This window comes from Skermanella rosea, from assembly GCF_016806835.2.
GTDB lineage: Bacteria > Pseudomonadota > Alphaproteobacteria > Azospirillales > Azospirillaceae > Skermanella > Skermanella rosea.
Map to the genome: position 1 here is coordinate 2,761,833 of NZ_CP086111.1, position 23,678 is coordinate 2,785,510.

The window sequence follows — 23,678 nt, forward strand, 5'->3', positions numbered from 1 at the left end:
CCGCTCCCGTTCCGTTTCTTCTTTGGCCTGGCTGCGAAGACCGATGGTGGCCAAAAACCAAGGATACGATCAAGTATACAAATCAGACATTGCAGTACCGTGTTCATGCAAACACAAACCGTCAACTCTATCATTGGAGATTGCCGGATCGTGTCCTATTTGAGTACCTATCTTCCTTATCATTATACAATTCCGCACGGGGCCGCAGAGCCATTGGTATATGGGCAGCCATCACCTGATTTGATATCCGCAGGGTCCTGCATTGGTCCGCGATGGGACGACCGCGCGACCTGCATCCAGGCGCAAGGATCGGAATGCGGCAGGCGCGTATCCGGCATAGATGTAGCGTCATAGTTTCCTCATCATCGCCGCCCGGTCGTCTTCCGATCCGGGCTGGGAAAGGAGATCAGCATGCCCGCTCCCGACGCCAGCGCAGCCTTGCCCCACGAACCGGAAGCCGACTTGCGGTGGACGATGCTGCTCGCGCGCGACAGGTCCGCCGACGGCACCTTCGTCTATGCGGTAAGGACGACCGGCGTATTCTGCCGCCCGTCCTGCCCGTCGCGCCTGCCGAAGCGGGAAAACGTCGACTTCTTCGCGACCGCGTCGGAAGCGGAAGCGGCGGGATACCGCGCCTGCCGGCGCTGCCGTCCGCCGGCGGCGGCAGGCTTGGCTCCGCCGGGTGGCTGAGCCGCCGCAGGTCCTCCATCCAGCATGGAACCCCCTGCTCCCTCCGGCGTTGTCAAGCCACGTCCTAGTCCAAAGGGCTAAAACCGGGGGAGGGGAAATGATGCCTATGCTTTTCACAACAAAGTTCCTTTGCCTGCTTCGGCATAGGTGACGGGATGTCGGGAACCTATCTGATCCTGGTCGCCGCGGCCGGCATTTCCGCCCTGCTTTATCTGGTCATCAGGGTAAGGCTCCACGCCTTCGTCACGCTGCTGCTGGTCAGCCTCCTGGTCGGCGTCGCCGCCGGGATGCCGCTCGGAGACGTGATCAAGTCGGTCGAACGGGGCATGGGCGGCACGCTCGGCTTTGTCGCGGTGGTGGTCGGCCTTGGCGCCATGTTCGGCCAGATGCTTGAAGTCTCCGGCGGCGCGGAACGGCTGGCCCGCACATTGGTGCGGCGGTTCGGCGACGACAAGGTGCAGTGGGCGCTCGGCCTGACCGGCTTCATCGTCTCGATCCCAGTGTTCCTGGACGTGGCGATCGTCATCCTGGTGCCGATCCTCTACAGGCTGGCTCGCGACAGCGGCCGGCCGCTGCTCTATTACGGCATTCCGCTGGTGGCCGGCGGCGCCGTGACCCACGCCTTCATCCCGCCGACGCCGGGCCCGATCGCGGTGGCCGACCTGCTGGGCGCCGACCTGGGATGGGTGATCCTTTACGGCACGATCTGCGGCCTGCCCGCCATGGTCCTGGCCGGGCCGATCTGGGGCAGCTACATCTCCAAGCGGATCACCAAGGGCGTGCCCGACTACGTCATCCTGAAGGACATCGACGAGAGCCGCGAGCTTCCCAGCTTCGGCGAGGTGCTGGCGATCATCCTGACGCCGCTGCTCCTGATCCTGGTCAGCACCACGTCGGCCATCCTGCTGGAGGAAGGGAACGTCGTGCGCTCGTTCCTGGGCTTCATCGGCCATCCCTATTCGGCGCTGCTCATCGCGACGCTGCTGGCGATGGTGCTGCTCGGCTCCCGCCGGGGCTACGGCAAGGAGGAGATCCAGGACATCGTCAACAAGGCCCTGGAACCGGCCGGCATCATCATCCTGGTGACGGGTGCCGGCGGCGTGTTCAAGCAGGTCCTGATCGACAGCGGCGTCGGCCAGGTGCTGGGCGACATGATGTCGGCGTCCGGCCTGCCTTACCTGGTCCTGGCCTTCGTGGTGGCCGCGCTGATCCGGGTGGCCCAGGGGTCCGCGACGGTCGCCATGGTGACGGCGGCCGGTCTCGTCGGCCCGATCCTTCAGCAGAACAATGTCGAAGGCTCGCAACTCGCGCTAGCGACCATCGCCATCGCGGCGGGCGGCACGATCCTGAGCCACGTCAACGACAGCGGCTTCTGGCTGGTCAACCGCTTCTTCGGCCTGACCGAGAAGGAAACCCTCCAGTCCTGGACCGTCGCCGTGACCATCGTGTCGCTGGTCGGCTTCGCCATGGTCCTGCTGCTCGGCGCCATCGTCGGGTGATCCATCGCCGGCCGATGGCGTTTTCCGAGCCGTCATGTCGCCTGAGGTCAGGCGCATGACGGTTCCGGTCAAGCGGGCCGCCGCCGTTGCCGCAGACTGGGGCTCCGGTCCGGGACCGTTCCCGGCCCGGAGCCCCAGCAACGCCGAGCAGCGGTACCCGCCATGGCCTCATCGACAGAGATCAACCGCCGGGTCGTCATCACCTGCGCCGTGACCGGCGCCGGCGATACGGTCGGCAAACATCCCGCCATCCCGGTCACCCCGGAGCAGATCGCGGACGCCGCGATCGAGGCCGCATCGGCAGGCGCCGCGGTCGCCCATATCCATGTCCGCGATCCCGGAACCGGCAAGCCCAGCCGCGATCCGGCCCTGTACCGGGAGGTCATGGAGCGGATCCGGGCCAGCGGGACCGATGTCATCGTCAACCTGACCGCCGGCATGGGCGGCGACCTGGTGATCGGTCCGGACCATGACCCGGCGCGGTTCGGTCCCGGCACCGATCTCGTCGGAGCCGAGGCGCGGGCGGCCCATGTGGCCGAACTGCTGCCCGAGATCTGCACGCTGGACTGCGGCTCGCTCAATTTCGGCGACGGCTCGCTGGTCTATGTCTCGACGCCCGACATGCTGCGCCGCCAGGCCGCGATCATCCAGCGGCTGGGCGTCAAGCCGGAGCTGGAGATCTTCGATACCGGGAACCTGTGGTTCGCCAAGCGGATGCTGGACGAGGGGCTGCTCGACGCGCCGCCCCTGTTCCAGTTCTGCATGGGGATTCCCTGGGGCCTGCCGCCCGAGCCGAGGATGATGCTGGCGCTCCGCGACATGCTGCCGGCCGGCAGCGTCTGGGCCGGTTTCGGCATCGGCAGGATGCAGATGCCCATGGCGGCGCAGGCCGTCCTGCTCGGCGGCAACGTCCGCGTCGGGCTGGAGGACAACCTGTACCTGGACCGCGGAGTCCACGCCAGCAACGGCAGCCTGGTCGATCGTGCCGTGACGATCGTCGAGGCGCTGGGCTCGCACGTGGCCGGCCCGGCCGAGGCCCGCGAGATCCTGGGCCTTCCCGTTCCCCGCCGATAAGCGATTTTCCAGGAAGAAACCGAAATGACCGATTCTCTCCCAATTCGCATTCTCGGCCTGATCGGCGGCGGCGTCATCGGCAGCGGCTGGGCGGCCCGCGCCCTCGCCCACGGGCTCGACGTGGTCGCCTTCGACCCGGCGCCGGGGGCCGAGGACGCCCTGCGGGCCGCGGTCGCGAATGCCTGGCCGGCCCTGGAACGGATGGGCCTCGCTCAGGGCGCCCGACGGGACCGGCTGCGCTTCGTCCGTTCCGTCGCGGAAGTCGCCGCGGAAGCCGACTTCGTCCAGGAGAACGCGCCGGAGCGCGAGGACCTGAAGCGCGGGTTGCTGGCGGAGATCGACGCGGGCTGCGCCCCTGGCACCGTCATCGCGTCCAGCTCCTCCGGGCTGCTGCCGTCGCGGATCCAGGCCGATTGCCGGCATCCCGAAAGGGTGGTGATCGGCCACCCGTTCAACCCGGTCTACCTGCTGCCCCTGGTCGAGATCGTGCCCGGCGGGCTTACGTCCCCCGATGCCGTGGACCGGGCCGCCGCCTTCTACCGCTCCATCGGCATGCGGCCGCTGAAGATCCGCAAGGAGATCGAAGGCTACCTGTCCGACCGCCTCCAGGAGGCGATGTGGCGCGAGGCGCTCCACCTGGTAGACCAGGGCATCGCCACCACCGAGGATATCGACGATGCGATCATCTACGGTCCCGGCCTGCGCTACGCCTTCATGGGGACCTGCCTGACCTTCCATCTGGCCGGCGGCGAGGGCGGCATGGCCCACATGCTGGACCAGTTCGGCCCGGCCCTGAAGCTGCCCTGGACGAAGCTGGTGGCCCCGGAGCTGACGCGGGAACTCCGCGACCGCATGGTGGAGGGAACGGCGGCCCAGGCCGACGGCCGGACCGTCAAGGAACTGGAGCGCTGGCGCGACGACTGCCTGGTCCGCCTGATCGAGGTCCTGGCCCCCCTGCGGCACGAGCGCCGGGCGGAGCCCGCGGATCCGGTCGCGCCATGAGCGGCGCGGGGCCGCTGCGCCTCCACCGCGCCCGCGTCGTTCCGGAATGGATCGACTACAACGGCCATCTCAGCGAAGCCTACTACGTGCTGATCTTCGGCCATGCGACGGATGCCCTGCTGGACGCCGTCGGCATGGACGGGGAGTTCCGGGCCCGGACCGGCCGCTCCGTCTATACGGTGGACGCCCGCATCCGCTACCTGGGCGAGGTCGCCTGCGGCGAGGAGGTGGAGATCCGCACCTGGATCGCCGGTGCCGATCCGAAGCGCATGCTGGTCCACCACGCCATGCACCGTGCCGGATCCGACGAGCCGGCGGCGCAGGCGGAGCTGGTGCTGCTCTCCGTGGCGAAGCCGGGGCCGCGCGCCGCACCGTTCGATCCCGCGGTGTTCCGGTCCGTCCTGTCGCTCGCCGAAGCCGGCGGGGACGACTGCCCCGTCCTGCCGGATCGCTGGGTTCCGCCTTCACGTCAACGCACTCAAGAACAGGGAGAATGAACATGCCTCCGAGAACCGCCCGCCTGATGGCCGCCGCCGGCATCGCCCTTTGCGGCGCCTCCCTCTGGCCCGCCGCGGCCCCGGCCGCCGAGCCCGCCGAATGCAGGACGGTCAGGATGTCCGATCCGGGCTGGACCGACATCACCTCCACGACCACCACGGCCTCGGTCATCCTGTCCGCCCTGGGATACCAGCCGTCCGTCGTGAACCTCTCGGTCGCCGTTTCCATCGAGGGACTGCGCTCCGGGAACATCGACGCGTTCCTGGGCAACTGGATGCCGGCGCAGGAGGAAATGACCCGCAAATACATCGACGGCGGCCAGATCGACGTCGCGACCGTCAACCTCGAAGGCGCCACCACGACGCTGGCGGTCAACAAGGCGGCGGCCGATGCCGGGGTGAAGACCTTCGCCGACCTCGACAAGCACGGTGACAGGTTCAACCGCACCATCAGCAGCATCGAGCCGGGATCGTCGGCCAATGCGAAGATCCACAAGATGATCGAGGACGACGCCTACGGGCTGGGCGACTGGAAGCTGATCGAATCCAGCGAGGCGGCGATGCTGGCTGCGGTGGACCGGGCCGTCCGCCGCGACGACTGGGCGGTGTTCCTGGGCTGGGCGCCCCATCCGATGAACGTCAAGCTGCCGATGGGCTACCTGGACGGCGGCGAGGAGTATTTCGGCCCCAACCGCGGCAGCGCCACCGTCCGGACCCTGACCAGGGCCGGGCTGGGTGAGGCCTGCCCCAATCTCGGCACGCTCCTGAAGCAGCTCGTGTTCTCAGTCCCGATGGAGAACGAGATGATGGTCATGATCCTGAACGACCGGATGGACCCGAAGGAGGCCGTCGAAACCTGGATGCGCGGGAATCCGCAGGTGCTGGATACCTGGCTGGCCGGGGTCACCGGTTTCGACGGAAAGCCCGCCCTGCCCGCCGTGAAGTCGGCCCTTGGCATTGCCTCCTGACCGGTTCGCCCCCGGGGTCGCCGAGGCGCTGCGGATCGCCGCGGCGCGCACGCCCGCCACGGGCGGCGGGATCGCGGCCCTGCGCGACGCCTACGAGACTGAACGATCCTGGTGGAACCGGCCGGTCATCGACCTGCATTCGGTGACCGACACGGTTCTGGACCTGGAGGCCGGACCGACCGGCGTCCGGGTGTACCGCCCGGATGCCGGCGAGTCCCTGCCGGGGCTGGTGTTCCTCCACGGCGGCGGCTTCGTCGTCGGTTCGCTCGATTCCCACGACCGGATCATGCGGCAGCTCTGCCGCCGGTCCGGGGCGGTGGTGGTCGGGCTGGACTACCCGCTCTCCCCGGAGCATCGGTACCCGGCGGCGCTCGACACGGTCGAACAGGCCGTCGTCGCCCTCGCGGAAGGTCTGCCTGTTGCCGGCATCGATCCCGGCCGGCTGGGCATAGGCGGCGATTCCGCCGGCGCCCACCTGGCGCTGGCCGCGGCGCTCCGCCTGCGGGACCGGCGGCCGGACGCCGTCAGGTTCATGCTGCTGTACTACGGCCTCTACGGGCTGGAGGAGTCGGAGTCGCGGCGGCGCTACACCGACCCGGTCTACGGCCTGCCCCCCGACGAACTGCGGTTCTACGAAGCCTGCTACCTGGGCCCGGGAGCGCCCCCCGGCGGTGATGCGATGGATCTCCTAGCGGCCGACCTCGCTGGCCTGCCGCCCGCCTTCGTGGGCGCGGCGGCCCTGGATCCCCTGCGCGACGACAGCCTCGCCCTTGCCGATTCCTTGCGGAGGGCCGGCGGACGCGCCGAGTTGCGCGTCTACGACGGCGTTCCCCACGGTTTCCTGCACTGGAGCCGGCTGGTTCCGACTGCCGTCCAGGCGCTGGAGGACGGCGCGCGCGCCGCCGCGGCCACGCTGTTCAGGCTCCCATCCTGACCATCGTGGCGACGGGCGCGGGCTGAAGCCGTGCCGTCGCCCGGTCCCGGCTGGGACTGGCCCCGGCGTGGCGCCGGTATGTCCGGGAGAACCCCTCGTAGCTGCCGAAGCCGCAGGCGACCGCGATCTCCGCCAGTGAATGGCCGGAATACAGCACCAGCGACCGCGCCCGCTCGACCCTCAACCAGAGATAGTAGCTGGTGGGCGACTGGCCGAGTGCTCCGTGGAACAGCCGCTCCATCTGCCGGAGCGACAGCCCGGCCCGGTCGGCCAGAGTCTGGAGCGCCAGGGGTTCCTCCAGGTTCCGCTCCATGATGCGGACGGCGGCGGCCAGCTTGGGATGGCAGACGCCCAGGCGCTGGGGCACGTCGGCCCGCTGGCTGGACCCGGCGTCCCGGATGGCGGGATGGATGAACTGATCCGAGACGCCGACGGCGACGCGGTGGCCGCAATCGATGCGGATCAGGTGGAGCATCATGTCCAGGGCCGCCGTGCCGCCGGCGCAGGTCAGCCGCCTGCGGTCGATGACGAAGATCGACGGCTTGACCTCCACCCGGGGATACTGCTCGGCCAGGCTGTCCAGGCACTCCCAATGGGTCGTGGCGGCATGCCCGTCGAGCAGGCCGGTGCGGGCCAGCAGAAGGCTCCCGCTGTCGATGGCGCCCAGGATGGTGCCCTGCCGGTCGAACCGGCGCAGCGGAGCGGCCAGGGCGTCGCTGAAGGAATCCTGGGGATCGAAACCGGCGCACAGGATCAGCATGCCGGGCGTGCCGACCTCCTCCAGCCGCCGGTCGGGGACCAGGGTCATGCCGTTGCTCGCCATCACCGTGCCGCCGTCCGCCGAAGCCGTGCTCCAGCGATAGCAGGACCGGCCCATCAACTGGTTGGCGACCCTCAGCGGCTCCACGGCGCAGGTGAAGGCCAGCATCGAGAACTTGGGAAACAGCAGGAAGGCGATGTCCCGGCCGGTCTCGTCGAGGGATGGCGCGCTGGTGACGGACGGCATCGCGTTCAGGCCCGGAACCGGAAGAATGGTCGAAGCATCGTCCATTCTGCCGGCAAGCCTGGGCGGTCACGCAAGGGGTTTTCAGGGGGTTCTACGCCTGTCCCGCCTTGCCGGCCCGGGGAAGCCGGATCAGGCGCGACGGCCGCAGCAGGTTGTTGCGTTCCAGCAGCGGATGGGCGATCGCCGCGAAATGGGCATCGATCCGCTTCAGGTCGCGCACGGCGTCGAGATGCAGGCTGCTCGTCTCGGCCTGCAGACCCATGTCCGGCGTATGGGCGAACTCGTTCTCGGCGGCGGCCCGCTCCAGGTCGCGGAACCTTTCCTTTCCCTCGACGAGCCTCAGGGCCGATTGCAGGTCCTCGCCCATGAAGACGGCCACCGCCAGCCGGAGCTGGGCCAACAGGTGGTCGTGCATGGCCTCCGCTTCCTCGACCTGCTGTTCCGTCAGGCACAGGCGCCGACGCATGCGCTTGGCGGCGAGGTCCAGGACCCCCTTGTCGATGATGTCCCCGGCATGCTCCAGGTTGAGGGCGACGGTCTGCACATGGGCCAGCCTCGAGCATTCCTCGCCGCCGAGCTCGCGCTGGCTGAGTTCCGACAGGAAGCGCTTCAACGCCCCGTGCAGCCGGTCGAGGACGTCGTCCTTGCGCCGCAGTTCGTCGAGCAGCCGGTAGTCGTCGCGGCGCAGCAGCTCCCGCGATCCCCTCAGCATCTCCTCGACGGTGTCTGCCATGCGGAAGGCTTCCCGGGCGGCGTTGGCGAGCGCGACCCGCGGCGTGGCGAGCGAGCCGGGGTCCAGGTATCGGGCGCTCCCGGCATCCTCCGGCACCGGGCGGTCCGGCAGGACCCGTTCCAGCAGCCTGGCCTGAAGCGACAAGGCAGGGAGGGAGAGGGCCGCCAGGGCGAGGTTGAAGACGAGATGGAACGTCACCGCGAGCCAGGCGGGATCCTGGCCCGCCACAAGCGGGTGACCCGCCAGGGCGGGCAGCAGGGGCAGGACGAGGATGCAGCCCACGATCCGGTTGGCGATGTTGCCGACCGGCAGGCGCAGCGCGCTGCGCTCGCCCGATGCCGCTGCCAGCAGGGGATTCAGCGCGCTGCCGAGATTCGCGCCCAGCACCATGACCAGGGCGGCGTAGGGCGTGACGAGCCCCGCGCCGGCCAGCGAGGCGATCACCAGGATGGCGGCGACGCTGGAGTGCATCGCCCACGCGATCAGCGCCGCCGCGGCCAACACGGGCAGGGGCTCGCGGGTCAGGGCGGCGATCAGCTCCTTCGCCTCGGGGGAAACGCCGGTCGGCACGATGGTCTGGACCAGCAGGTGCAGCGACAGCAGGACGAACCCCAGGCCGATCGTGATCCGGCCCAGGTTGCGGCTGCGCGTCCTGGTCCCGGTCCTGAAGACGACGAGTCCGGCGAAGATCAGCACGGGATAGACGACGGTGATGTCGAACGACAGGGCCCAGGCGACCAGCGCGGTGCCCACGTTGGCCCCCAGCATCACGGCCAGCGCCGGGACCAGCTCGATCAACCCGCCGCCCAGGAAGGAGGTCGTCATGAAGGCGGTGGCGGTGCTGCTCTGGAGCGCCAGCGTGACGCCGGTCCCGGCGAGGCAGGCGGCCAGACGGTTCCGCAGCGCCCGGCCGAGCAGGCGGCGGAGGTCGCCGCCGAAGGCGCGCATCACGCCGCTCCGCACCATGTGGACGCCCCAGAGCAGGAGCGCCACCTCGCCCAGAAGCTCCATCAACGCATGGGTGGCGGGCATGGCGGACATCCTGGACTCCCTACCCCGCTCCCGATCGGCGGGTTCCTGTTCGTTGCTTAGAACTCAATCGGCCATGCGCCCCTGTTGTTCCACCCCGTCGCCGTCCCGGCGGCGATCAGCCCTACAGTCCGAACCGGGTCGGGCTCAGGTTCAGGGTTTCGCAGACCTGGCGCGCGGCGGCGACCTGCGCCGGCGCCAACTCCCCCTCCGGCTTCCCGCCGCCGAGCAGCGCTTCCATGAGCTCCGTCGCCGCCCGGGCGTCACCCTTGACCGGATGCAGGGCCTGCAAGGCGGCCACCTCGCCTTTCTCCCGGTCTTCCCGGAGATGGGCGAGATACCGGTCGAACGCCTCGGCGGCGCCGTTTCCGGCCTTCGCCACCCGCGACCGGACGGCCCCGGCGTCGGCTCCCTCGGCCACTCCCAGCAAGGCCCCTGCTGCGGCCAGCGCGGCGCCGCTCCTGTCGTCCGTCATTTGTCCCCCGTCCAAAGCCGGCCAGCGATGCCTGGCCCGCTGCCTGCAACAGGGCAGCCGGGAAATCGGCGCATGTCACCGGCGGGCCGGGACGGTCCGGCGCTTTTCCCTGTTGCATCGGCGATGGAAGAAACAATGCCCGATCCCTGGCCGACCACCGAGGCCGAGGCGCGCGTCGTGCAGGAGGACCTGCGCGGCCGTGTCGTGACCCACGACGATTTCCCTCCGCTCCGCCGCATCGCGGCCGTCGACGCGCATTACAGCGACTCCGACGGCCTGACCTGGGCGGCGGTGGCCGAACTCGACCCGGAGACGCTGGAGCTGATAAGGTCCGTCCTGCTGGCCCGGCCGACGGTCTTTCCCTACGTGCCGGGATACCTGTCGTTCCGCGAGGTTCCGGCCATGGCGGCGGCGGTCGGCCTGCTGCCGGAGCCTCCCGACCTCCTGGTCGTCGATGGGCAGGGCTTGGCGCACCCGCGCCGTTTCGGGCTCGCTTGCCACCTGGGCGTGGTGACGGGGCTGCCGGCGATCGGCGTCGCCAAGTCGCGGCTGGTCGGCCGCTACGAGGAACCGGGGCGCGTGCGCGGCTCCTCCTCGCCCATGTTCCACCGGCGGGAGCTGGTCGGGGTGGCGCTGCGCACCCGAGACGGCACCAATCCGCTCTTCGTGTCCGTCGGCCACCGGGTAAGCCTGCCCACCGCCGTGGACCTGGTGCTCCGCTTCGCGCCGAAATGGCGCCTGCCGGAGCCGATCCGCCTCGCCGACGCCATCTCGCGCATGCACCGGTGAGCCGGACCAGCCGCCGGCCGGCGAATACGACCTTGAATAACAATGAATAACAAAGGGAATACCGCCACAAAGAGCGCTTGCGGCGCAGGGGTGATACTTTATCTTGGCATCGGATTTCTGGCACGGTGCGCATCAAGGGTACGGTGATCCAGGCCAGACTTGCCGAAGCGAGGGGCTCTCCGATGGCGCTCATCAAGAAATCGACATACGACAACCGGCGCCCCGCCGAGCCGGCGGAGAACGCGACCGCCCGCCCCGGAGCGGCCCAGCCGCTTCCCCATGCGACGCCGCAACGAGCGCGTGCCCGGACCTATGCACGCCAGCAGAAGATCGCGGAGCGGATCGCCGCCGCCAGCACGGAGATCGCCTCCTCCACGTCCGAGGCCGCCTCCGCGGCGGAAGAGCTCCGCCGCAGCATGGAGCAGATCGCGGGCGGCGCGCAGCAGGCCTCCAGCGCCGCCCAGGAGTCGCTCTCCGCGGTCAGCAGCATCGCCGCGCTCCTGGCGAGCGCCCGCACCATGGCGACCGCGTCGCGCCAGAGGACGGAAGCCCTGCAGGTCCTGCTGGGAGAAACGGGCGCCCAGATTACCGCCTCGGTCGGAGGCATCGCCGCAGCGGCCCGGCGCCAGGCGGCTGCCGTCACGCTGATCGAGGAGTTGAAGGAGCTGGCCTCCAGCATCGGGTCGATCGTCCGTACCGTCGGCTACATCGCCGACCAGACGGACCTGCTGGCGCTCAACGCGGCGATCGAGGCGGCCCGTGCCGGTCAGGCGGGCAATGGTTTCGCCGTCGTCGCCGACGAGGTCCGGGCCCTTGCAGAAGTCGCGGAGAAGAGCGCCAGGGAAATCGTCGACCTGGTCGGGGAGATCCAGACGGAGATCGCGTCGCTGGCCGAGGCGATCACCGCGACGGCCGAAACGTCGATGCGCGAGGTCGAGAACGGCACCAAGGTCGTCGCCACGATCGAGCAGGTCCGGACGGACATGGGCGAGCTGGCCGCGCTCAGCCTCGACATGGTGGCGGCATCCCAGGAGGCGGAACGGGCATCGGTGGAGGTCCAGCGCGGCGCCGAGCAGATCGCCGCGGCGGCCGAGGAGCAGGCGGCGGCCACGGAGGAATCCCTGCGCAGCCTGGCCGAACAGAGCCTCGCCCTGGAGCAGGCCCAGCTGGCGGCACAGGAGCTGTCCTTGCTGTCCGACGAGCTGCGCCAGACCAGCGACCTGATCCGCAACGCGGAACAGGTCGCCTCCGCCTCGGAGGAACTGTCCGCGACCGTCCAGGAACTGTCGGGAGCCGCCGTCCAGATCATGGCCGCGGTCGACCAGATCAGCCGGGGCTCGGGGCAGCAAGCCGCCGCGACGCATCAGTCCAGCGCGGCGCTCCGCCAGATCGAGGCCGCGGCGCGGCGCACCCGCGCCAGCACCGGCGGCGCGGTCGAGCGGGCCGCGGCCATGTCGGCGCTCCTGGCCGAGGGGCGGCGGAACATCACCTCCCTGATCGACGGCGTCGGACAGGCCGTCACCCATACCCGCGACAGCCTGAACCGCATTGGGTCGCTCGAGCAGATGGTGCGGCGTATCGAAAAGATCGTGGACGGCATCAACTCCGTCTCGATCCAGACCAACATGCTTGCGATCAGCGGCTCGGTGGAAGCCGCGCGCAGCGGCGACGCGGGACGCGGGTTCTCCCTCGTCTCCTCGGACATCCGGAGCCTGGCGCGGGACTCGGCCGAGAACGGCGACCGGATCAAGGATACGGTCCGCGCGATCCAGGACCAGGTCCAGGCAGTCAGGCGCGAACTCGAACTGACCCTGGTTGCCAACGAGGTCGAGGTGCAGAAGAACCGCGACATCGTCGCAACCTTCTCCGGCGTGGAGGCCGACATGGCAACGGTCCGGAAGAGCAACGAGGCGATATTCCGGGATTCCGACGTCATCCTGCAGGCGGCGCAACAGGCCGCTGCCGGCACGCAGGAGGTGGCCGCCGCGGCGGAGCAGGCCAGCCGGGCCACCGCCCAGGCGGCAACGGCATCGCGGCAGCAGGCGCGCGGAGCCGAGGACCTGGCCGCGGCCATCGAGGAAATGGCGTCCCTCGCTGACGAACTCCAGAACTCGGCCGGCTGACGTCGAGCCGGAAGGACCCCATGTCCCCGCCCTCCTCCGCACAGGCGCTCGCGCCCGCCCCGTCGGTTCCGGAGCCCCCTGACCGCCGGCCGCACCTGGTGTTCCGCGTCGGCGGCCTGCGCGCCGCCCTGCCGCTCCAGGAGATCCGGGAGATCGTCCGCCGCCCGGACGTGCTGGACGTCCCCTTGAGCCCCCCGACCATCGAGGGGCTGATCAACCTGCGCGGCACCGTCACCGTCCTGCTCAACATGCAGCGCCTGCTTGGACAGCCTGCCAGCCCTCCGGACGACGGGGGCCGGGTCGTCGTCCTGGACGCCGGCACGCGTGTGGGGCTCCAGGTCGATCAGGTCGCCGGCATCGTCGATTTGGCCAGCGGGCAAGTCGAGCGGACCGACTTGGCCGATGAGCGCGACCTGTTCTCCGGCACGGTCCCGGGTGACGGGGACGAACCGGCGGTCTCCGTGCTGGCGCTCGAACGGGTCCTGCGGCGGGTCTCGGCGGCGGTCGCCCGTCCCGCCGCGGCGCCGGCCGGCAGGACCGCGCCGGCCGGCACCGCGGCGGGGACGCGGCCCGTGCCGGAACCGACATCCGGGACGGCGGCCGCAACCCGCATGCTGGTCAGCTTCGAAGCCGACGGCGAGGAATACGCGGTGCCGGTTTCCGCGGTGGACGAGGTGGTCCGCACCCAGGCCCGGACGGTGCGCATGCCCCACGCCGACGGCAACCTGCTGGGCGTCGTCACGGTGCGCGGGCGGCTGATCCCCCTGTTCGACCTGGGGACGCTCCTGGGGTTGGACCGGGCGCGCCCGGGGGGCGGAGAAGCCGACGCGGCCCGGGTCATCGTCCTGTCGTTCGGCGGGATGCGGGCCGGACTGCTGGTGGACAGGGCCTGCGAGATCCTGCGCGTGCACCCCGGCCAGATCGACCCGGTGCCTGCGCTGCTCCGCCAGGATGCCGGGGAGATCGAGGGGATCTGCCGGCTCGATCAGGGCCGCAGGCTCGTTTCCATCCTCGATCCCGACCGCCTCTTCCGGTCGGAGGGAGCGCGGCGCGGCCTCACGGCCCATTCCGATCAACCAGACGCCGACACACCGGAGGAAGGCATGGCCGATCGCGCCGCCGTCACGGAATCTTTCGTGATCTTCCGGCTCGGAACCGTCGAATACGGTCTTCCCTCGTCCTGCGTCGAGCAGGTCGCGGCGGTGCCTGACCAGCTGACCCCGGTCCCGAAGGCGCCGGACTTCATCGAGGGGGTCATCAATCATAGGGGCAGCGTGCTGCCGGTAATCGACCAGCGGCGGCGTTTCGCCCTGTCCGGAACGGCCCCGGAGCGCAGCCGGCGCATCGTCGTCACCCTCATGGAGGCGGCCCGCGCCGGGATCCTGGTGGATGCGGTGACCGGCGTCCTCAGGATAGCGGCCGATGCGATCGAGCCGGCGCCCGACCTTTCCGCCGAGCAGGTGGCCCTGATCTCCCGCGTGGCCAACCTTGGCGGGCGGATGATCCTGCTGCTGGAGCCCGGGCACCTGCTGGCCCGGCACGAGGCGGACCAGCTCTCCGACCTCGACGGCGCGGCGCCCGCCCAGGCGTCCGTCTGACGCGCCGCCATGATCCGTCTGCTCATCATCGACGATTCGGCCCTGATGCGGAAACTGCTGGCCGGCATCTTCGAACAGGAAGGCGACTTCGAGATCCGGACGGCCCGCAACGGCGCCGAGGCGCTGGATCTGGCCCGGAGCTTCGCTCCCCAGGTCGCGACTCTCGACATCAACATGCCGGTGATGGACGGACTGACCTGCCTGAGCCGCCTGATGGTCGAAACGCCGCTTCCGGTCGTGGTCGTGTCGTCGCAGACGCCCGAGGGGGCGGAGACCACGCTGGAGGCACTGGCGCTCGGCGCGGTCGACGTGATCGCCAAGCCGGAAGGCACGGTTTCGCTGAGCATCGACCGGATCCGCCCGATGCTGGTCGAGACGGTGCGGGCCGCGGCGGGCGCCCGTCTGCGGCCGACGCTGCGGCTCGCCGACCGGATCCGTCACCGGATGAGCCTGACGGCCGCGCCGGACCGGCCGCCGCCGCCGGCCTTGCCGAGGCGCCATACCGGGCAACCCGAGCCGACGGCCGGTCTCATCCTGATCGGCGCGTCGACCGGCGGGCCGCAGGCGCTCGAGACGATCCTGACCGGCTTTCCCGAGGACCTGCCCTGGCCGGTCCTGGTGGCCCAGCACATGCCGGCCAGCTTCACAGGAGCCTTCGCCCAGCGGCTGGACCGGATCTGCCCGCTGCCCGTCGAAGAGGTCCGGCAATCCATGCCCCTGCTGCCCGGCCGCGTCCATGTCGCGCGGGGCGACGCCGACCTGATCGTCGCCCGGCGGCCCGCCGGGCTGATCGCCACGCCGGTCCCCTCCTCGCCGACCCACCGCTGGCACCCGTCGGTCGACCGGATGGTGACCAGCGCGCTCAACCATGTGCCGGCCGGCCTGCTGGTCGGCGTGCTGGTCACCGGCATGGGCGACGACGGTGCCGTCGCCATGGCGCGGCTGAGCGCGGAAGGCGGCCACACCATCGCCCAGGACGAGGAGACCGCGGTGGTCTGGGGAATGCCGGGCGCCCTGGTCAGGCTCGGAGGCGCCGACACAGTCGCCCCGCTGCCGGAAATCGCGCGGGCCGTCGCCAGGGCGGTCGCCCGGGCCGGTTCGCGCGGGAGCGAGGCGCCATGCCGCTGATCCGCCGCGGCCCGCCCGGCCCCGCCGGGGAAACGCCGGCGTCGCCCGACGCGGCCCGGCAAGACCTGCTGAGCGGGGATCCGCTGGTCCGCAGGCGCGGCGTCCGCAGTCTCGGCGACGGTCCGGAGGCCGTGCCGACGCTGATGGAGGCGCTGCGACGCGAAGGGGATCCCGCCGTCCGCGAGGCGATCTTCACGGCCCTCGCCGCCCTTCCGGAGGCCGCGGAACCGTTGGCCTCGCTGCTTCGGTCGCAGGATGCCGGCCTGCGCAACGGCGCGATCGAGGCGCTGCAAGCCCTCCCCGGCCGAGCGCGTTCCCTGCTCCCGGGACTGCTCGCCGACCGCGACGCGGACGTGCGCCTGCTGTCCGCCGAGATCGCCCGCGGCCTTCCGGCCGCCGAGGCCACGGCGCTGCTGTGCGGTCTGCTGGAGCGGGAGAACGACGTGAACGTCTGCACGACCGCCGTCGAGATCCTGGCCGAGATCGGCACTCCGGATGCCGTGCCGGTCCTGCGCGGATTGCCCCGGCGGTTCCCGGGAGCCCCGATCGTGGCCTTCGCGGTGGATGTCGCGACCAAGCGCATCGCGGGCGCGCAGAACTGACAACCATGCCCGCCGACAAGCCCGACCAGCCGGGCAGCCCCGACATCCGGATCGCCGATCACGAGTTCCGGCGGTTCCGCGACTTCCTCTACCGCCGCACGGGCATCGTCTTCGGCGATGCCCAGCGGGCCTATGTGGAACGCCGCCTGGCCGACCGGATCCTCGCCGCCGGCTCGCGCGGCTTTTCCGAGCATTTCGCCCGCCTGCTGGTCGAACCGGACGAACTGGAGCGCCTGATCTCCGCCTTCACGGTCAACGAGACCTATTTCTACCGGGAGGATTACCAGCTCCGTTGCCTGACCTCCACGCTGCTCGACCGGATCACGGCGCGAAAGCGCCGCGGCCAGCCGATCCGCCTGTGGTCGGTCCCGTGCTCGACCGGGGAGGAACCCTATTCGATCGCCATCTGGCTGCTGGAGAACTGGCCCCATGTCGATTCCTGGGATATCGAGATCGTCGGCTCCGACATCGACGTCCAGGCCTTGAAGACCGCCCAGGACGGCGTCTATTCGGAACGGTCGCTGATGCGCCTGTCCCGTCCGCTGGTCGCCAAGTATTTCACGGCCCTGGACGACGGGCGGTATCGCATCGACGAGGCGCTGCGGGGATCGGTCCAGTTCAGCCAGGTCAACATCATCGACCAGGGCGACACGGGACTGTGGCGCGACATGGACGTGATCTTCTGCCGCAATGTGCTGATCTATTTCGACGACATGGCCCGGCGCACCGCCGCGAACAATCTTTACGACAGCCTGACGCCGGGTGGATACATCTGCCTGGGCCATACCGAGTCCATGAGCCGGATATCGCCCCTGTTCCATGTCTGCCGGTTTCCGGAGGCCATCGTGTACCAGAAGCCCGGGGAGGGCGGCCATGATTGACCGGCCCGCGCGGCCGCGCGTCCTCGTCGTCGACGATGGCGCCCTGATCCGTCTCTATTACCGCGAGACGCTGGAGGCCGCCGGCTTCGAGGTGGCCGAGGCCCTCAACGGGATCGAGGCGCTGGAAAAGGTGCTGTCCGAGCCGTTCGACCTGCTGGTGGTCGACATCAACATGCCGAAAATGGACGGCATGTCGTTCCTGCGGAACCTGCGCGGCGAGACCGCTTCCGCGGCGGCCGTCCCCGCCCTGGTGATCTCCAGCGAAGCGGGCGAGCAGGACGCCGACGACGCGCGGGCGGCGGGGGCGAACTACTATCTGGTCAAGCCGGTCTCCGCAGCCGACCTCGTCCTTCACGTCGCCGTGCTGACCGGGGTGACGGCATGAACGCACTGCTCGAACAGTTCCTGTCCGAAGGCCGCGAGCTCATCCAGGAAGCGACCCACGGGCTGATCGCGCTCGAACGGACGCCCACCGGCGACGGGGTCGCCCTGGTGTTCCGCGCCTTCCATACGCTGAAAGGCTCGTCCGGCGTCTTCGACGTCCCGCCGATGACCCGGATGCTCCATGTGGCGGAGGATGCCCTGTCCGCCGTTCGCGCGGGTCGTGCCGCGATCAATGCGGCGCTCATCGACCTGCTGCTGGAGAGCCTGGACCGGACAGCCGCGTGGCTGGATGCCCTGGAAGCGCAGGGCGCGCTGCCGGCCGATGCAGACGCGGCGGCGTCGGACCTGGCCGACCGAATCCGCCGGCTCGTCGTGGGGAACACGGACACGGCGGAAGCACCGGACGCCCCGCCCCCGGACGACCTGCCGGTCTTCACGGGGGTCGAGCGGTCCACCGCCCTCGACCTGCTGCGGCAGGGGGGTGGCGGTACCGGCGTGTTCAGGATCGTCTACGACCCCGATCCAGGCTGCTTCTTCAACGGCGAGGACCCGCTGAAGCTGGTCAGCCGCCTGCCCGGCCTGGCCGCCCTGCGGATCTCCCCGCGCGAGGACTGGCCGGCGCCCGAGACCCTCGACCCCTTCCTGTGCAATCTGCGGATCGACCTGCTGGCCGTCGGCGAGGAGGCGGCGATACGTCATGTGTTCCGCCTGGTCGCCGACCAGATCCGTGTTTCCGCAATCGATCCCGAAATCCTCGACCCTGGACCCGCTCTCCCGCACCCGCCCGCCGACATCGTTGAGGCCGTGCTGGACGAGCAGCGCCGCCTGCTTGCCGCCGCGACGCCGGAGAACGAGATGGCCGGACGCTGGGGATCGGCGGCGACCGCTGCGGCCAACGCGCTACGGCATGGGGGCCGGGCCGATCTGGCGGACGCCGTCGGGGCGGCGCTCGTCCGATCGATGGAATGGCGCGACCCCGCCCCTCTGGCCGAGGCCTTCGACCATGCCATCCGCGCCCGTCGACCCGCCGCCCGCGACCGGGATGTTCCCTCCTCCCCGGCGCCACCTCCCTCATCGCGCCTGCTGAGGGTGGACGAAGCGCGCATCGACCGCCTCTTCGCCCTGGTCGGGGAGATGATCGTGGCGAAGAATTCTCTGGGCTGGCTGGCCGGACAGGCCGAGCAGCCAATCGGATCGAAAGACATCGTGCGGCCGCTCCGGGATCTGCACGGCACGATGGACCGGCTGGTGCGCGACATGCACGACGCCATGGTGCGGATCAGGATGGTGCCGGTCGGCCAGGTCTTCGACCGCTTCCCCCGGTTCGTCCGCGACCAGTCCCTTCGCCTCGGGAAACCGGTCGACCTGGTGATCGAGGGGGAAGAGACCAGCGCCGACAAGACCGTGGTCGAGACGCTTTACGAACCGCTGCTGCACCTCGTCCGCAACAGCCTGGACCACGGGATCGAGTCGCCGGAGGAACGACGCCGCCACTCCAAGCCGGACCGCGCCACCCTGACTTTGCGGGCCTTCCACTCCAACGACCGCATCGTGGTCGAGGTCGGGGACGACGGCCGCGGGATCGATCTCGCCGGGGTCGGCCGGAAGGCCGTCCAGGCCGACGTGATCGACGAGGCGCAGCTTGCCGCCCTGGAGGATGCCGAGGCCTCCCGCCTGATCTTCACGCCGGGCCTGTCGACGGCGGAGGAATCATCCGACCTGTCGGGCCGCGGCATGGGCATGTTCGCGGTCCGCATGGCGGTCGAGCGGCTCGGTGGCGGCATCGCGGTGGAAACCACCCGTCATCGCGGGACGAACATCCGGCTGGAACTGCCGTTGACCCTGGCGCTGCTGCGGATCGTAACGGTCGAGGCGGGCGGAAGGCGGTTCGGCGTTCCGCTCGATGGCGTCGCGGAAATGATCAGGCTGCCCAGGGACCGGGTCCAGCGGATCAAGGCGCAGTCGGCCTTCGCATGGCGCGACCAGGTTGTCCCGCTGCATTCCCTCGCCGGCCTGCTTGACCTGGAAGATGATCCGTCCGCACCCCCGGAGGCAAGAATGGTGCTGGTCGTCAGGACCGATGACGGAGACTTCGGCCTCGCGATCGACGGGATCGGTGATCGGCTGGAAGTGGTCCTCCGCCCGATGGACGGCGTTCTGGCCGGCATTCCAGCCTATCTCGGAACGACCCTGCAAGGCGACGGCCGGGTGCTGCTCATCCTGAACCTGAAGGAGATCCTGCCATGAGCGTCCGGCTCGCCGACGGGATCATCATCCTTGAAGGGGAGTGCCAGGTCGACGAGGCCGAACCGCTGCTCGAATTCCTGCTGGCGGACCCGGGCGCCGCAGTCGACTGGTCCGGCTGCACCCATCTTCATACTTCGCTGGTCCAGGTGCTTCTTGCCATTCGGCCTAGGATGATCGATTCCCCTGAATCGGAGTTCGTCCGGAAGTGGATACTCCCGACATTAAATTACCGCTGATCAAGAATATCCGTTCGTCTTGGGACGAATGTGGCAACCATCCCGCTGCACTGCCATATTCATCTGGAATCCCACCGGGCGGGGTTGCATTATTTGGCATCAATGTGGCGCGCCGGGCACGCCGAGTTCCGAGGTAGAATTGGGCGGCATTTTTCTCTCCGAAAAGACGCATTACCGGAGAGGCGGGGCTAATTGGTCATTTTGGAGAAATCATAGTATGGCGCGAACCGTATTGGTTGTGGATGACAGCAAGCTGGCCCGTATGGTGGTCAAGCGCATCCTCGAAAAAACCCGATCGGACTGGCTGATCGCGGAGGCCGCCAACGCGCAGGAAGCCCTCGGCCTTCTGGCCGAAACGAACGTCGACATCGCCCTGATAGACTTCAACATGCCGGACCGCGACGGCCTGTCGCTGGCCGAGGAGATGCGCGCCGCCAATCCCGACATGCCCATGGCGATCATCTCGGCCAACGCGCAGGACGCGATCCTCGCCCGCGCGCGGGAACTGGATACCGCCTTCGTGGAGAAGCCGCTGACCGAGGAGACGCTGGCCAGTTTCCTGTCGGGAGCCGCCCTCAAGCTCAGGCGCGCCGGCAAATGACGCTGGAATTCGACGGCGACCGGATCGCGCTGACCGACCTGGAACGCGACGCGCTGACGGAGATCATCAATATCGGCGTCAGCCGGGCCGCCAAGAACCTCGGTCGGATGGTCAAGGACCAGGTCCACCTGTCCGTCCCCCGCACCGAGATCATGAGCCGCGACCAGGCCGTCGGCTGGCTTTCCCATAGGGAGAACAGCAGCCTTGTCGCCGTGGGGCAGAACTTCCGCGGATCCTTCTCCGGCCAAGCCCTGCTCATCTTCCCCGAAGCGAAGAGCCTGGAGTTGGTCCGCACCATCCTGGACGATGGCTTGTCGCTCGAGGAGATCGTGGACCTGGAGCAGGAGGCGCTTGCCGAAGTCGGCAACGTGGTGCTGAACGGGTGTCTGGTCGTCATGGCCAACATGCTCAAGCAGGCGCTCGACATGTCCCTTCCGCGCGTCATGCGCGGCAGCAGCCAGGTCGTGCTCCTGGGAAGCAACGTGGACGATCCGGGCGAACTGGTCCTTTTCCTGACGATCGATTTCGCCGTACGTGCCCGCAACATCAACGGCTATATCGCCCTCTTCATGGATTTTCCGTCGCTCAGCGCGATCAAGTCGCTGATCAGCGACTACATCGACGGGTTCGAAGACAAAGAATGAGTCCCTCGTCCGACTCCATCCAGCACAAGAACCTGGTCCTGGATGCGCTCGACTCCGGAATCATCATCCTGGGCGGCGACCACCGGGTCCTGACCTGGAACGTCTGGATGGAACGCACCACCGACGTGGCCCAGACGACCCTTATCGGACGATCCATCTGGGACGCGTTCCCGGCGCTGCTCGACACCCGATTCGGTGACGCGATCAGCGACGCGCTCGACGCCGGGGCGTCCAGCATCCTCACCCACTCGCTGCACGCAAGGCTTCTTCCCCTGCACCTGCCGGACGGCCGGCCGCTGCTTCACGACCTGATCATACGCCCCCTGCCGTCGCAGTCCGGCCGGCACTGCCTCATCCAGGTCAAGGACGTGACCGTGACCGTCGAGCGGGAACGCCTGCTGCGCGAGAGGCGCGACGCAAAGTACAGGGCCGTCGTGGACACCGCGCAGGACGCCATCGTCACGACCGATGCAGGGGGCACGGTGCAATGGATGAACTCGGCCGCGGAGCGCACCTTCGGCCTGGCCTCGCAGGACGCGGTCGGACAAGACATCGCCCATCTGCTCTCGCCGGGCGGGGAAGTCCCATGGCCGCGCAACCTGGAGGCCCTGGCACTGCGGGAATCGTCCGCGCAGCCGGTCGAGCTGACGGTTGAGCGCCATGACGGAACGGTGCTCAACCTGGAACTCTCGCTTGCCCGCTGGCAGAGCGAGAACCGCAACTTCGTGACCGGCATCCTGCGGGACGTGACGGAGCGGCGACGCGTCCGGGACGCGCTGGAACAGGCCGTGACCGACAAGACGGTGCTCCTCCGGGAAATCAACCACCGGGTCAAGAACAGCCTGCAACTGGTGTCCGGGCTGCTGAACCTCCAGATGGCAAGCCTCATCGACCAGTCCGCCCGCTCGCTGCTCAGGGAAGCGTCCGACCGGATTTCCGCGGTGGCACGGGTGCACCACCGTCTCTACCAGACCGACAGATTCCGCACCCTGGACTTCGCGGCCTTCCTGGAGGAGATGTGCGACGACCTGATCAAGGCGTCGGGCGAGCGCGTCTGCGACATCGATCTCGCGACCGAGCCGCTGGAGGTCAGCATCGATCACGCCGCCCCGCTCGGCCTGATCACCAACGAGCTGATCACCAACGCCATCAAGCATCGCGGCGCCGATCCCGCCGTCATCAAGGTAACCCTGGAATGCTGGCCGGACGGCTACGCCCTGACGGTGAGCGACCAGGGGCCGGGGCTTCCCCCCGGTTTCGATGCCGCCAAGTCCCGGACCCTCGGCATGCGAATCGTGACGGCCCTGACCCGCCAGATCGGCGGCATGATGGAAATCCCGCCGGTAGACCGCGGCGCTACCTTCCGCATCACCGTCTCCGGCCACCAGCACTCCTGCACCGATCCGGAGGACGGCGCCCCCTGACGATCGGCCCGCCCGGCAGGGCGGTTGCCGTCGTCACGCACCGGCGTCCCGGCAACGACGGCCATGGCGGACTGTTCATCAGAACCGCAACAACGAGCCCGTCATGATCGTCCGCAACCGTCCGTCGGCCTTTCAACTGTTCTTCATCATGAAGGGGTCGATCGTCCCGCGCATAAAGTGGCAGGTACTCTCCACCGTGGCCGTGGCCATCCTGGTGACGCTGGCACACGGCACCTTGTTCAATCACAAGGTGACGCTGACCCCGATCCCGTTCAGCCTTATCGGACTGGCGCTCGCCATCTTCCTCGGATTCCGAAACACCGCGAGCTACGACCGCTGGTGGGAAGGGCGCAAGCTCTGGGGTGAACTGCTGATCAGCGCCCGCTCCGCGACGCGGCTGATCGTCAACCATGCGCGGCCGACAGGGCAGGATGCCGAGAAGATCCGGATCATAGTCCGGCGGCTGATCGCATTCGCCTACGCCCTGAAGCACCATCTGCGCGGAACCCGCGACGACCAGAGCAGGCGCTACCTGCCCGAGGCGGATGCCCGGTCCATTGCGTCGTCGGCCAACGGCCCGGACCATCTCCTGCACCTCCTCAGCCGGGATGTCGCAGCACTCGGCGCGGCAGGCCACATGGACCCCATGCTGGTGGCGCAGCTGGAGCAGAACTTGACCGCCCTGGCGGGTGTCCAAGCGGGCTGCGAACGCATCCGGCACACGCCTCTGCCGTTCTCCTATGCCCTGCTGCTCCACCGGACCGCTTACCTGTACTGTTTCGCCCTGCCCTTCGGGCTTCAGGACACGACCGGCTTCATGACTCCCTTCGTCGTCGGGCTGGTCTCCTACACCTTCTTCGGGCTCGACGCGATCGGGGACGAGATCGAGGAGCCGTTCGGCCTCCTGCCAAACGATCTCCCCCTCGAGTCGATGTGCCGGCGGATCGAGATCGACCTGCTGGCCGCACTGGGCGAAACCGAACTGCCGCCCCCGCTGAAACCGGTCGACTATTGGCTGGCGTGACTCGGCCCCGGTATCGGAACGATCCTCACATTCGTCGATTGTAAAAGAAGAGACGAAGGGATGGCCCGGCACGATGAATGCGAGGACAGG

General features: G+C 69.1%; 23 protein-coding genes. 20 read left to right on the top strand and 3 right to left on the bottom strand.

What is annotated here, in order from left to right; all coding sequences use genetic code 11:
• Positions 1-411 precede the first annotated feature (411 nt).
• From JL101_RS36775 to JL101_RS12755, 7 genes are all read left to right on the top strand, one after another.
• Entirely contained in the window at positions 412-690 is a 279-nt protein-coding gene (locus tag JL101_RS36775) for an Ada metal-binding domain-containing protein (protein WP_203095404.1), read from the top strand.
• Positions 691-845: 155 nt separating this feature from the next.
• A complete protein-coding gene (locus tag JL101_RS12730; RefSeq protein WP_203095405.1) occupies positions 846-2,189 on the top strand; it encodes a GntT/GntP/DsdX family permease in 1,344 nt (447 codons plus the stop codon).
• A 162-nt stretch (positions 2,190-2,351) separates the two neighbouring features.
• Positions 2,352-3,263: a BKACE family enzyme gene (locus tag JL101_RS12735; RefSeq protein WP_211111079.1), complete on the top strand. Its 912-nt coding sequence runs from the start codon at positions 2,352-2,354 to the stop codon at positions 3,261-3,263.
• Positions 3,264-3,287: 24 nt separating this feature from the next.
• Positions 3,288-4,265 (top strand): L-carnitine dehydrogenase, encoded by a 978-nt coding sequence (locus JL101_RS12740; protein ID WP_203095406.1) that lies wholly within the window; start codon positions 3,288-3,290, stop codon positions 4,263-4,265.
• On the top strand, positions 4,262-4,762 hold the full coding sequence (locus JL101_RS12745) for a thioesterase family protein (RefSeq protein ID WP_203095407.1): 501 nt from the start codon (positions 4,262-4,264) through the stop codon (positions 4,760-4,762). The genes JL101_RS12740 and JL101_RS12745 overlap by 4 nt, the downstream gene beginning before the upstream one ends.
• Before the next feature lie 2 nt (positions 4,763-4,764).
• Positions 4,765-5,730 (top strand): choline ABC transporter substrate-binding protein, encoded by a 966-nt coding sequence (choX, locus tag JL101_RS12750; RefSeq protein ID WP_228435431.1) that lies wholly within the window; start codon positions 4,765-4,767, stop codon positions 5,728-5,730.
• A complete protein-coding gene (locus tag JL101_RS12755) occupies positions 5,714-6,664 on the top strand; it encodes an alpha/beta hydrolase fold domain-containing protein (RefSeq protein WP_203095409.1) in 951 nt (316 codons plus the stop codon). The genes choX and JL101_RS12755 overlap by 17 nt, the downstream gene beginning before the upstream one ends.
• Here JL101_RS12755 and JL101_RS12760 read toward each other — a convergent pair.
• The 3 genes from JL101_RS12760 to JL101_RS12770 all read right to left on the bottom strand — a co-directional run bounded on the left by JL101_RS12760 (position 6,648) and on the right by JL101_RS12770 (position 9,907).
• Entirely contained in the window at positions 6,648-7,715 is a 1,068-nt protein-coding gene (locus JL101_RS12760) for a GlxA family transcriptional regulator (protein ID WP_203095410.1), read from the bottom strand. The genes JL101_RS12755 and JL101_RS12760 overlap by 17 nt on opposite strands.
• A 46-nt stretch (positions 7,716-7,761) precedes the next feature.
• Positions 7,762-9,435 (bottom strand): Na/Pi cotransporter family protein, encoded by a 1,674-nt coding sequence (locus JL101_RS12765; protein WP_203095411.1) that lies wholly within the window; start codon positions 9,433-9,435, stop codon positions 7,762-7,764.
• 121 nt (positions 9,436-9,556) lie between these two features.
• Positions 9,557-9,907: a tellurite resistance TerB family protein gene (locus JL101_RS12770; protein ID WP_203095412.1), complete on the bottom strand. Its 351-nt coding sequence runs from the start codon at positions 9,905-9,907 to the stop codon at positions 9,557-9,559.
• 135 nt (positions 9,908-10,042) lie between these two features.
• On the opposite strand from JL101_RS12770, the gene nfi reads away from it, so the two are divergent.
• The 13 genes from nfi to JL101_RS12835 all read left to right on the top strand — a co-directional run bounded on the left by nfi (position 10,043) and on the right by JL101_RS12835 (position 23,588).
• Entirely contained in the window at positions 10,043-10,696 is a 654-nt protein-coding gene (gene nfi / locus JL101_RS12775; protein WP_203095413.1) for a deoxyribonuclease V, read from the top strand.
• Positions 10,697-10,878: 182 nt separating this feature from the next.
• Positions 10,879-12,819 (top strand): methyl-accepting chemotaxis protein, encoded by a 1,941-nt coding sequence (locus JL101_RS12780; protein ID WP_203095414.1) that lies wholly within the window; start codon positions 10,879-10,881, stop codon positions 12,817-12,819.
• A 20-nt stretch (positions 12,820-12,839) separates the two neighbouring features.
• Positions 12,840-14,417, top strand: coding sequence for a chemotaxis protein CheW (locus tag JL101_RS12785; RefSeq protein ID WP_203095415.1), 1,578 nt, complete (start codon positions 12,840-12,842; stop codon positions 14,415-14,417).
• Positions 14,418-14,426: 9 nt separating this feature from the next.
• Complete coding sequence (gene cheB, locus JL101_RS12790) at positions 14,427-15,545, top strand: chemotaxis-specific protein-glutamate methyltransferase CheB (protein WP_203095416.1); 1,119 nt, start codon at positions 14,427-14,429, stop codon at positions 15,543-15,545.
• Positions 15,536-16,147: a HEAT repeat domain-containing protein gene (locus JL101_RS12795; RefSeq protein ID WP_203095417.1), complete on the top strand. Its 612-nt coding sequence runs from the start codon at positions 15,536-15,538 to the stop codon at positions 16,145-16,147. Before cheB ends, JL101_RS12795 begins: the two co-directional genes overlap by 10 nt.
• A gap of 5 nt (positions 16,148-16,152) precedes the next feature.
• Positions 16,153-17,028, top strand: a complete 876-nt coding sequence (locus tag JL101_RS12800) for a CheR family methyltransferase (RefSeq protein WP_203095418.1) — start codon at positions 16,153-16,155, stop codon at positions 17,026-17,028.
• Positions 17,021-17,413: a response regulator gene (locus JL101_RS12805; RefSeq protein ID WP_203095419.1), complete on the top strand. Its 393-nt coding sequence runs from the start codon at positions 17,021-17,023 to the stop codon at positions 17,411-17,413. Before JL101_RS12800 ends, JL101_RS12805 begins: the two co-directional genes overlap by 8 nt.
• The gene (locus JL101_RS12810) at positions 17,410-19,659 is read left to right on the top strand and encodes a chemotaxis protein CheA (RefSeq protein WP_203095420.1); all 2,250 of its coding nucleotides are present in this window, start codon (positions 17,410-17,412) and stop codon (positions 19,657-19,659) included. The genes JL101_RS12805 and JL101_RS12810 overlap by 4 nt, the downstream gene beginning before the upstream one ends.
• A complete protein-coding gene (locus tag JL101_RS12815) occupies positions 19,656-19,895 on the top strand; it encodes a hypothetical protein (protein ID WP_203095421.1) in 240 nt (79 codons plus the stop codon). The genes JL101_RS12810 and JL101_RS12815 overlap by 4 nt, the downstream gene beginning before the upstream one ends.
• 217 nt (positions 19,896-20,112) lie before the next feature.
• Positions 20,113-20,496, top strand: a complete 384-nt coding sequence (locus JL101_RS12820) for a response regulator transcription factor (RefSeq protein WP_203095422.1) — start codon at positions 20,113-20,115, stop codon at positions 20,494-20,496.
• A complete protein-coding gene (locus tag JL101_RS12825) occupies positions 20,493-21,140 on the top strand; it encodes a chemotaxis protein CheX (RefSeq protein ID WP_203095423.1) in 648 nt (215 codons plus the stop codon). Before JL101_RS12820 ends, JL101_RS12825 begins: the two co-directional genes overlap by 4 nt.
• Entirely contained in the window at positions 21,137-22,564 is a 1,428-nt protein-coding gene (locus JL101_RS12830) for a sensor histidine kinase (RefSeq protein ID WP_203095424.1), read from the top strand. Before JL101_RS12825 ends, JL101_RS12830 begins: the two co-directional genes overlap by 4 nt.
• Positions 22,565-22,667: 103 nt before the next feature.
• Complete coding sequence (locus tag JL101_RS12835; protein WP_203095425.1) at positions 22,668-23,588, top strand: bestrophin family protein; 921 nt, start codon at positions 22,668-22,670, stop codon at positions 23,586-23,588.
• The last annotated feature ends 90 nt before the right edge of the window (positions 23,589-23,678 follow it).

What these genes read in the sequence shown, in the direction of transcription:
- JL101_RS12810 (WP_203095420.1), top strand. Translation starts at nt 17,410, where the DNA reads ATGAACGCACTGCTCGAACAGTTCCTGTCCGAAGGCCGCGAGCTCATC.
- JL101_RS12785 (WP_203095415.1), top strand. Translation starts at nt 12,840, where the DNA reads ATGTCCCCGCCCTCCTCCGCACAGGCGCTCGCGCCCGCCCCGTCGGTT.
- JL101_RS12815 (WP_203095421.1), top strand. Translation starts at nt 19,656, where the DNA reads ATGAGCGTCCGGCTCGCCGACGGGATCATCATCCTTGAAGGGGAGTGC.
- JL101_RS36775 (WP_203095404.1), top strand. Translation starts at nt 412, where the DNA reads ATGCCCGCTCCCGACGCCAGCGCAGCCTTGCCCCACGAACCGGAAGCC.
- JL101_RS12800 (WP_203095418.1), top strand. Translation starts at nt 16,153, where the DNA reads ATGCCCGCCGACAAGCCCGACCAGCCGGGCAGCCCCGACATCCGGATC.
- JL101_RS12730 (WP_203095405.1), top strand. Translation starts at nt 846, where the DNA reads ATGTCGGGAACCTATCTGATCCTGGTCGCCGCGGCCGGCATTTCCGCC.
- JL101_RS12830 (WP_203095424.1), top strand. Translation starts at nt 21,137, where the DNA reads ATGAGTCCCTCGTCCGACTCCATCCAGCACAAGAACCTGGTCCTGGAT.
- JL101_RS12765 (WP_203095411.1), bottom strand. Translation starts at nt 9,435, where the DNA reads ATGCCCGCCACCCATGCGTTGATGGAGCTTCTGGGCGAGGTGGCGCTC.
- JL101_RS12825 (WP_203095423.1), top strand. Translation starts at nt 20,493, where the DNA reads ATGACGCTGGAATTCGACGGCGACCGGATCGCGCTGACCGACCTGGAA.
- choX (WP_228435431.1), top strand. Translation starts at nt 4,765, where the DNA reads ATGCCTCCGAGAACCGCCCGCCTGATGGCCGCCGCCGGCATCGCCCTT.
- JL101_RS12760 (WP_203095410.1), bottom strand. Translation starts at nt 7,715, where the DNA reads ATGGACGATGCTTCGACCATTCTTCCGGTTCCGGGCCTGAACGCGATG.
- cheB (WP_203095416.1), top strand. Translation starts at nt 14,427, where the DNA reads ATGATCCGTCTGCTCATCATCGACGATTCGGCCCTGATGCGGAAACTG.
- JL101_RS12780 (WP_203095414.1), top strand. Translation starts at nt 10,879, where the DNA reads ATGGCGCTCATCAAGAAATCGACATACGACAACCGGCGCCCCGCCGAG.
- JL101_RS12735 (WP_211111079.1), top strand. Translation starts at nt 2,352, where the DNA reads ATGGCCTCATCGACAGAGATCAACCGCCGGGTCGTCATCACCTGCGCC.
- JL101_RS12745 (WP_203095407.1), top strand. Translation starts at nt 4,262, where the DNA reads ATGAGCGGCGCGGGGCCGCTGCGCCTCCACCGCGCCCGCGTCGTTCCG.
- JL101_RS12770 (WP_203095412.1), bottom strand. Translation starts at nt 9,907, where the DNA reads ATGACGGACGACAGGAGCGGCGCCGCGCTGGCCGCAGCAGGGGCCTTG.
- JL101_RS12740 (WP_203095406.1), top strand. Translation starts at nt 3,288, where the DNA reads ATGACCGATTCTCTCCCAATTCGCATTCTCGGCCTGATCGGCGGCGGC.
- JL101_RS12820 (WP_203095422.1), top strand. Translation starts at nt 20,113, where the DNA reads ATGGCGCGAACCGTATTGGTTGTGGATGACAGCAAGCTGGCCCGTATG.
- JL101_RS12835 (WP_203095425.1), top strand. Translation starts at nt 22,668, where the DNA reads ATGATCGTCCGCAACCGTCCGTCGGCCTTTCAACTGTTCTTCATCATG.
- JL101_RS12805 (WP_203095419.1), top strand. Translation starts at nt 17,021, where the DNA reads ATGATTGACCGGCCCGCGCGGCCGCGCGTCCTCGTCGTCGACGATGGC.
- nfi (WP_203095413.1), top strand. Translation starts at nt 10,043, where the DNA reads ATGCCCGATCCCTGGCCGACCACCGAGGCCGAGGCGCGCGTCGTGCAG.
- JL101_RS12795 (WP_203095417.1), top strand. Translation starts at nt 15,536, where the DNA reads ATGCCGCTGATCCGCCGCGGCCCGCCCGGCCCCGCCGGGGAAACGCCG.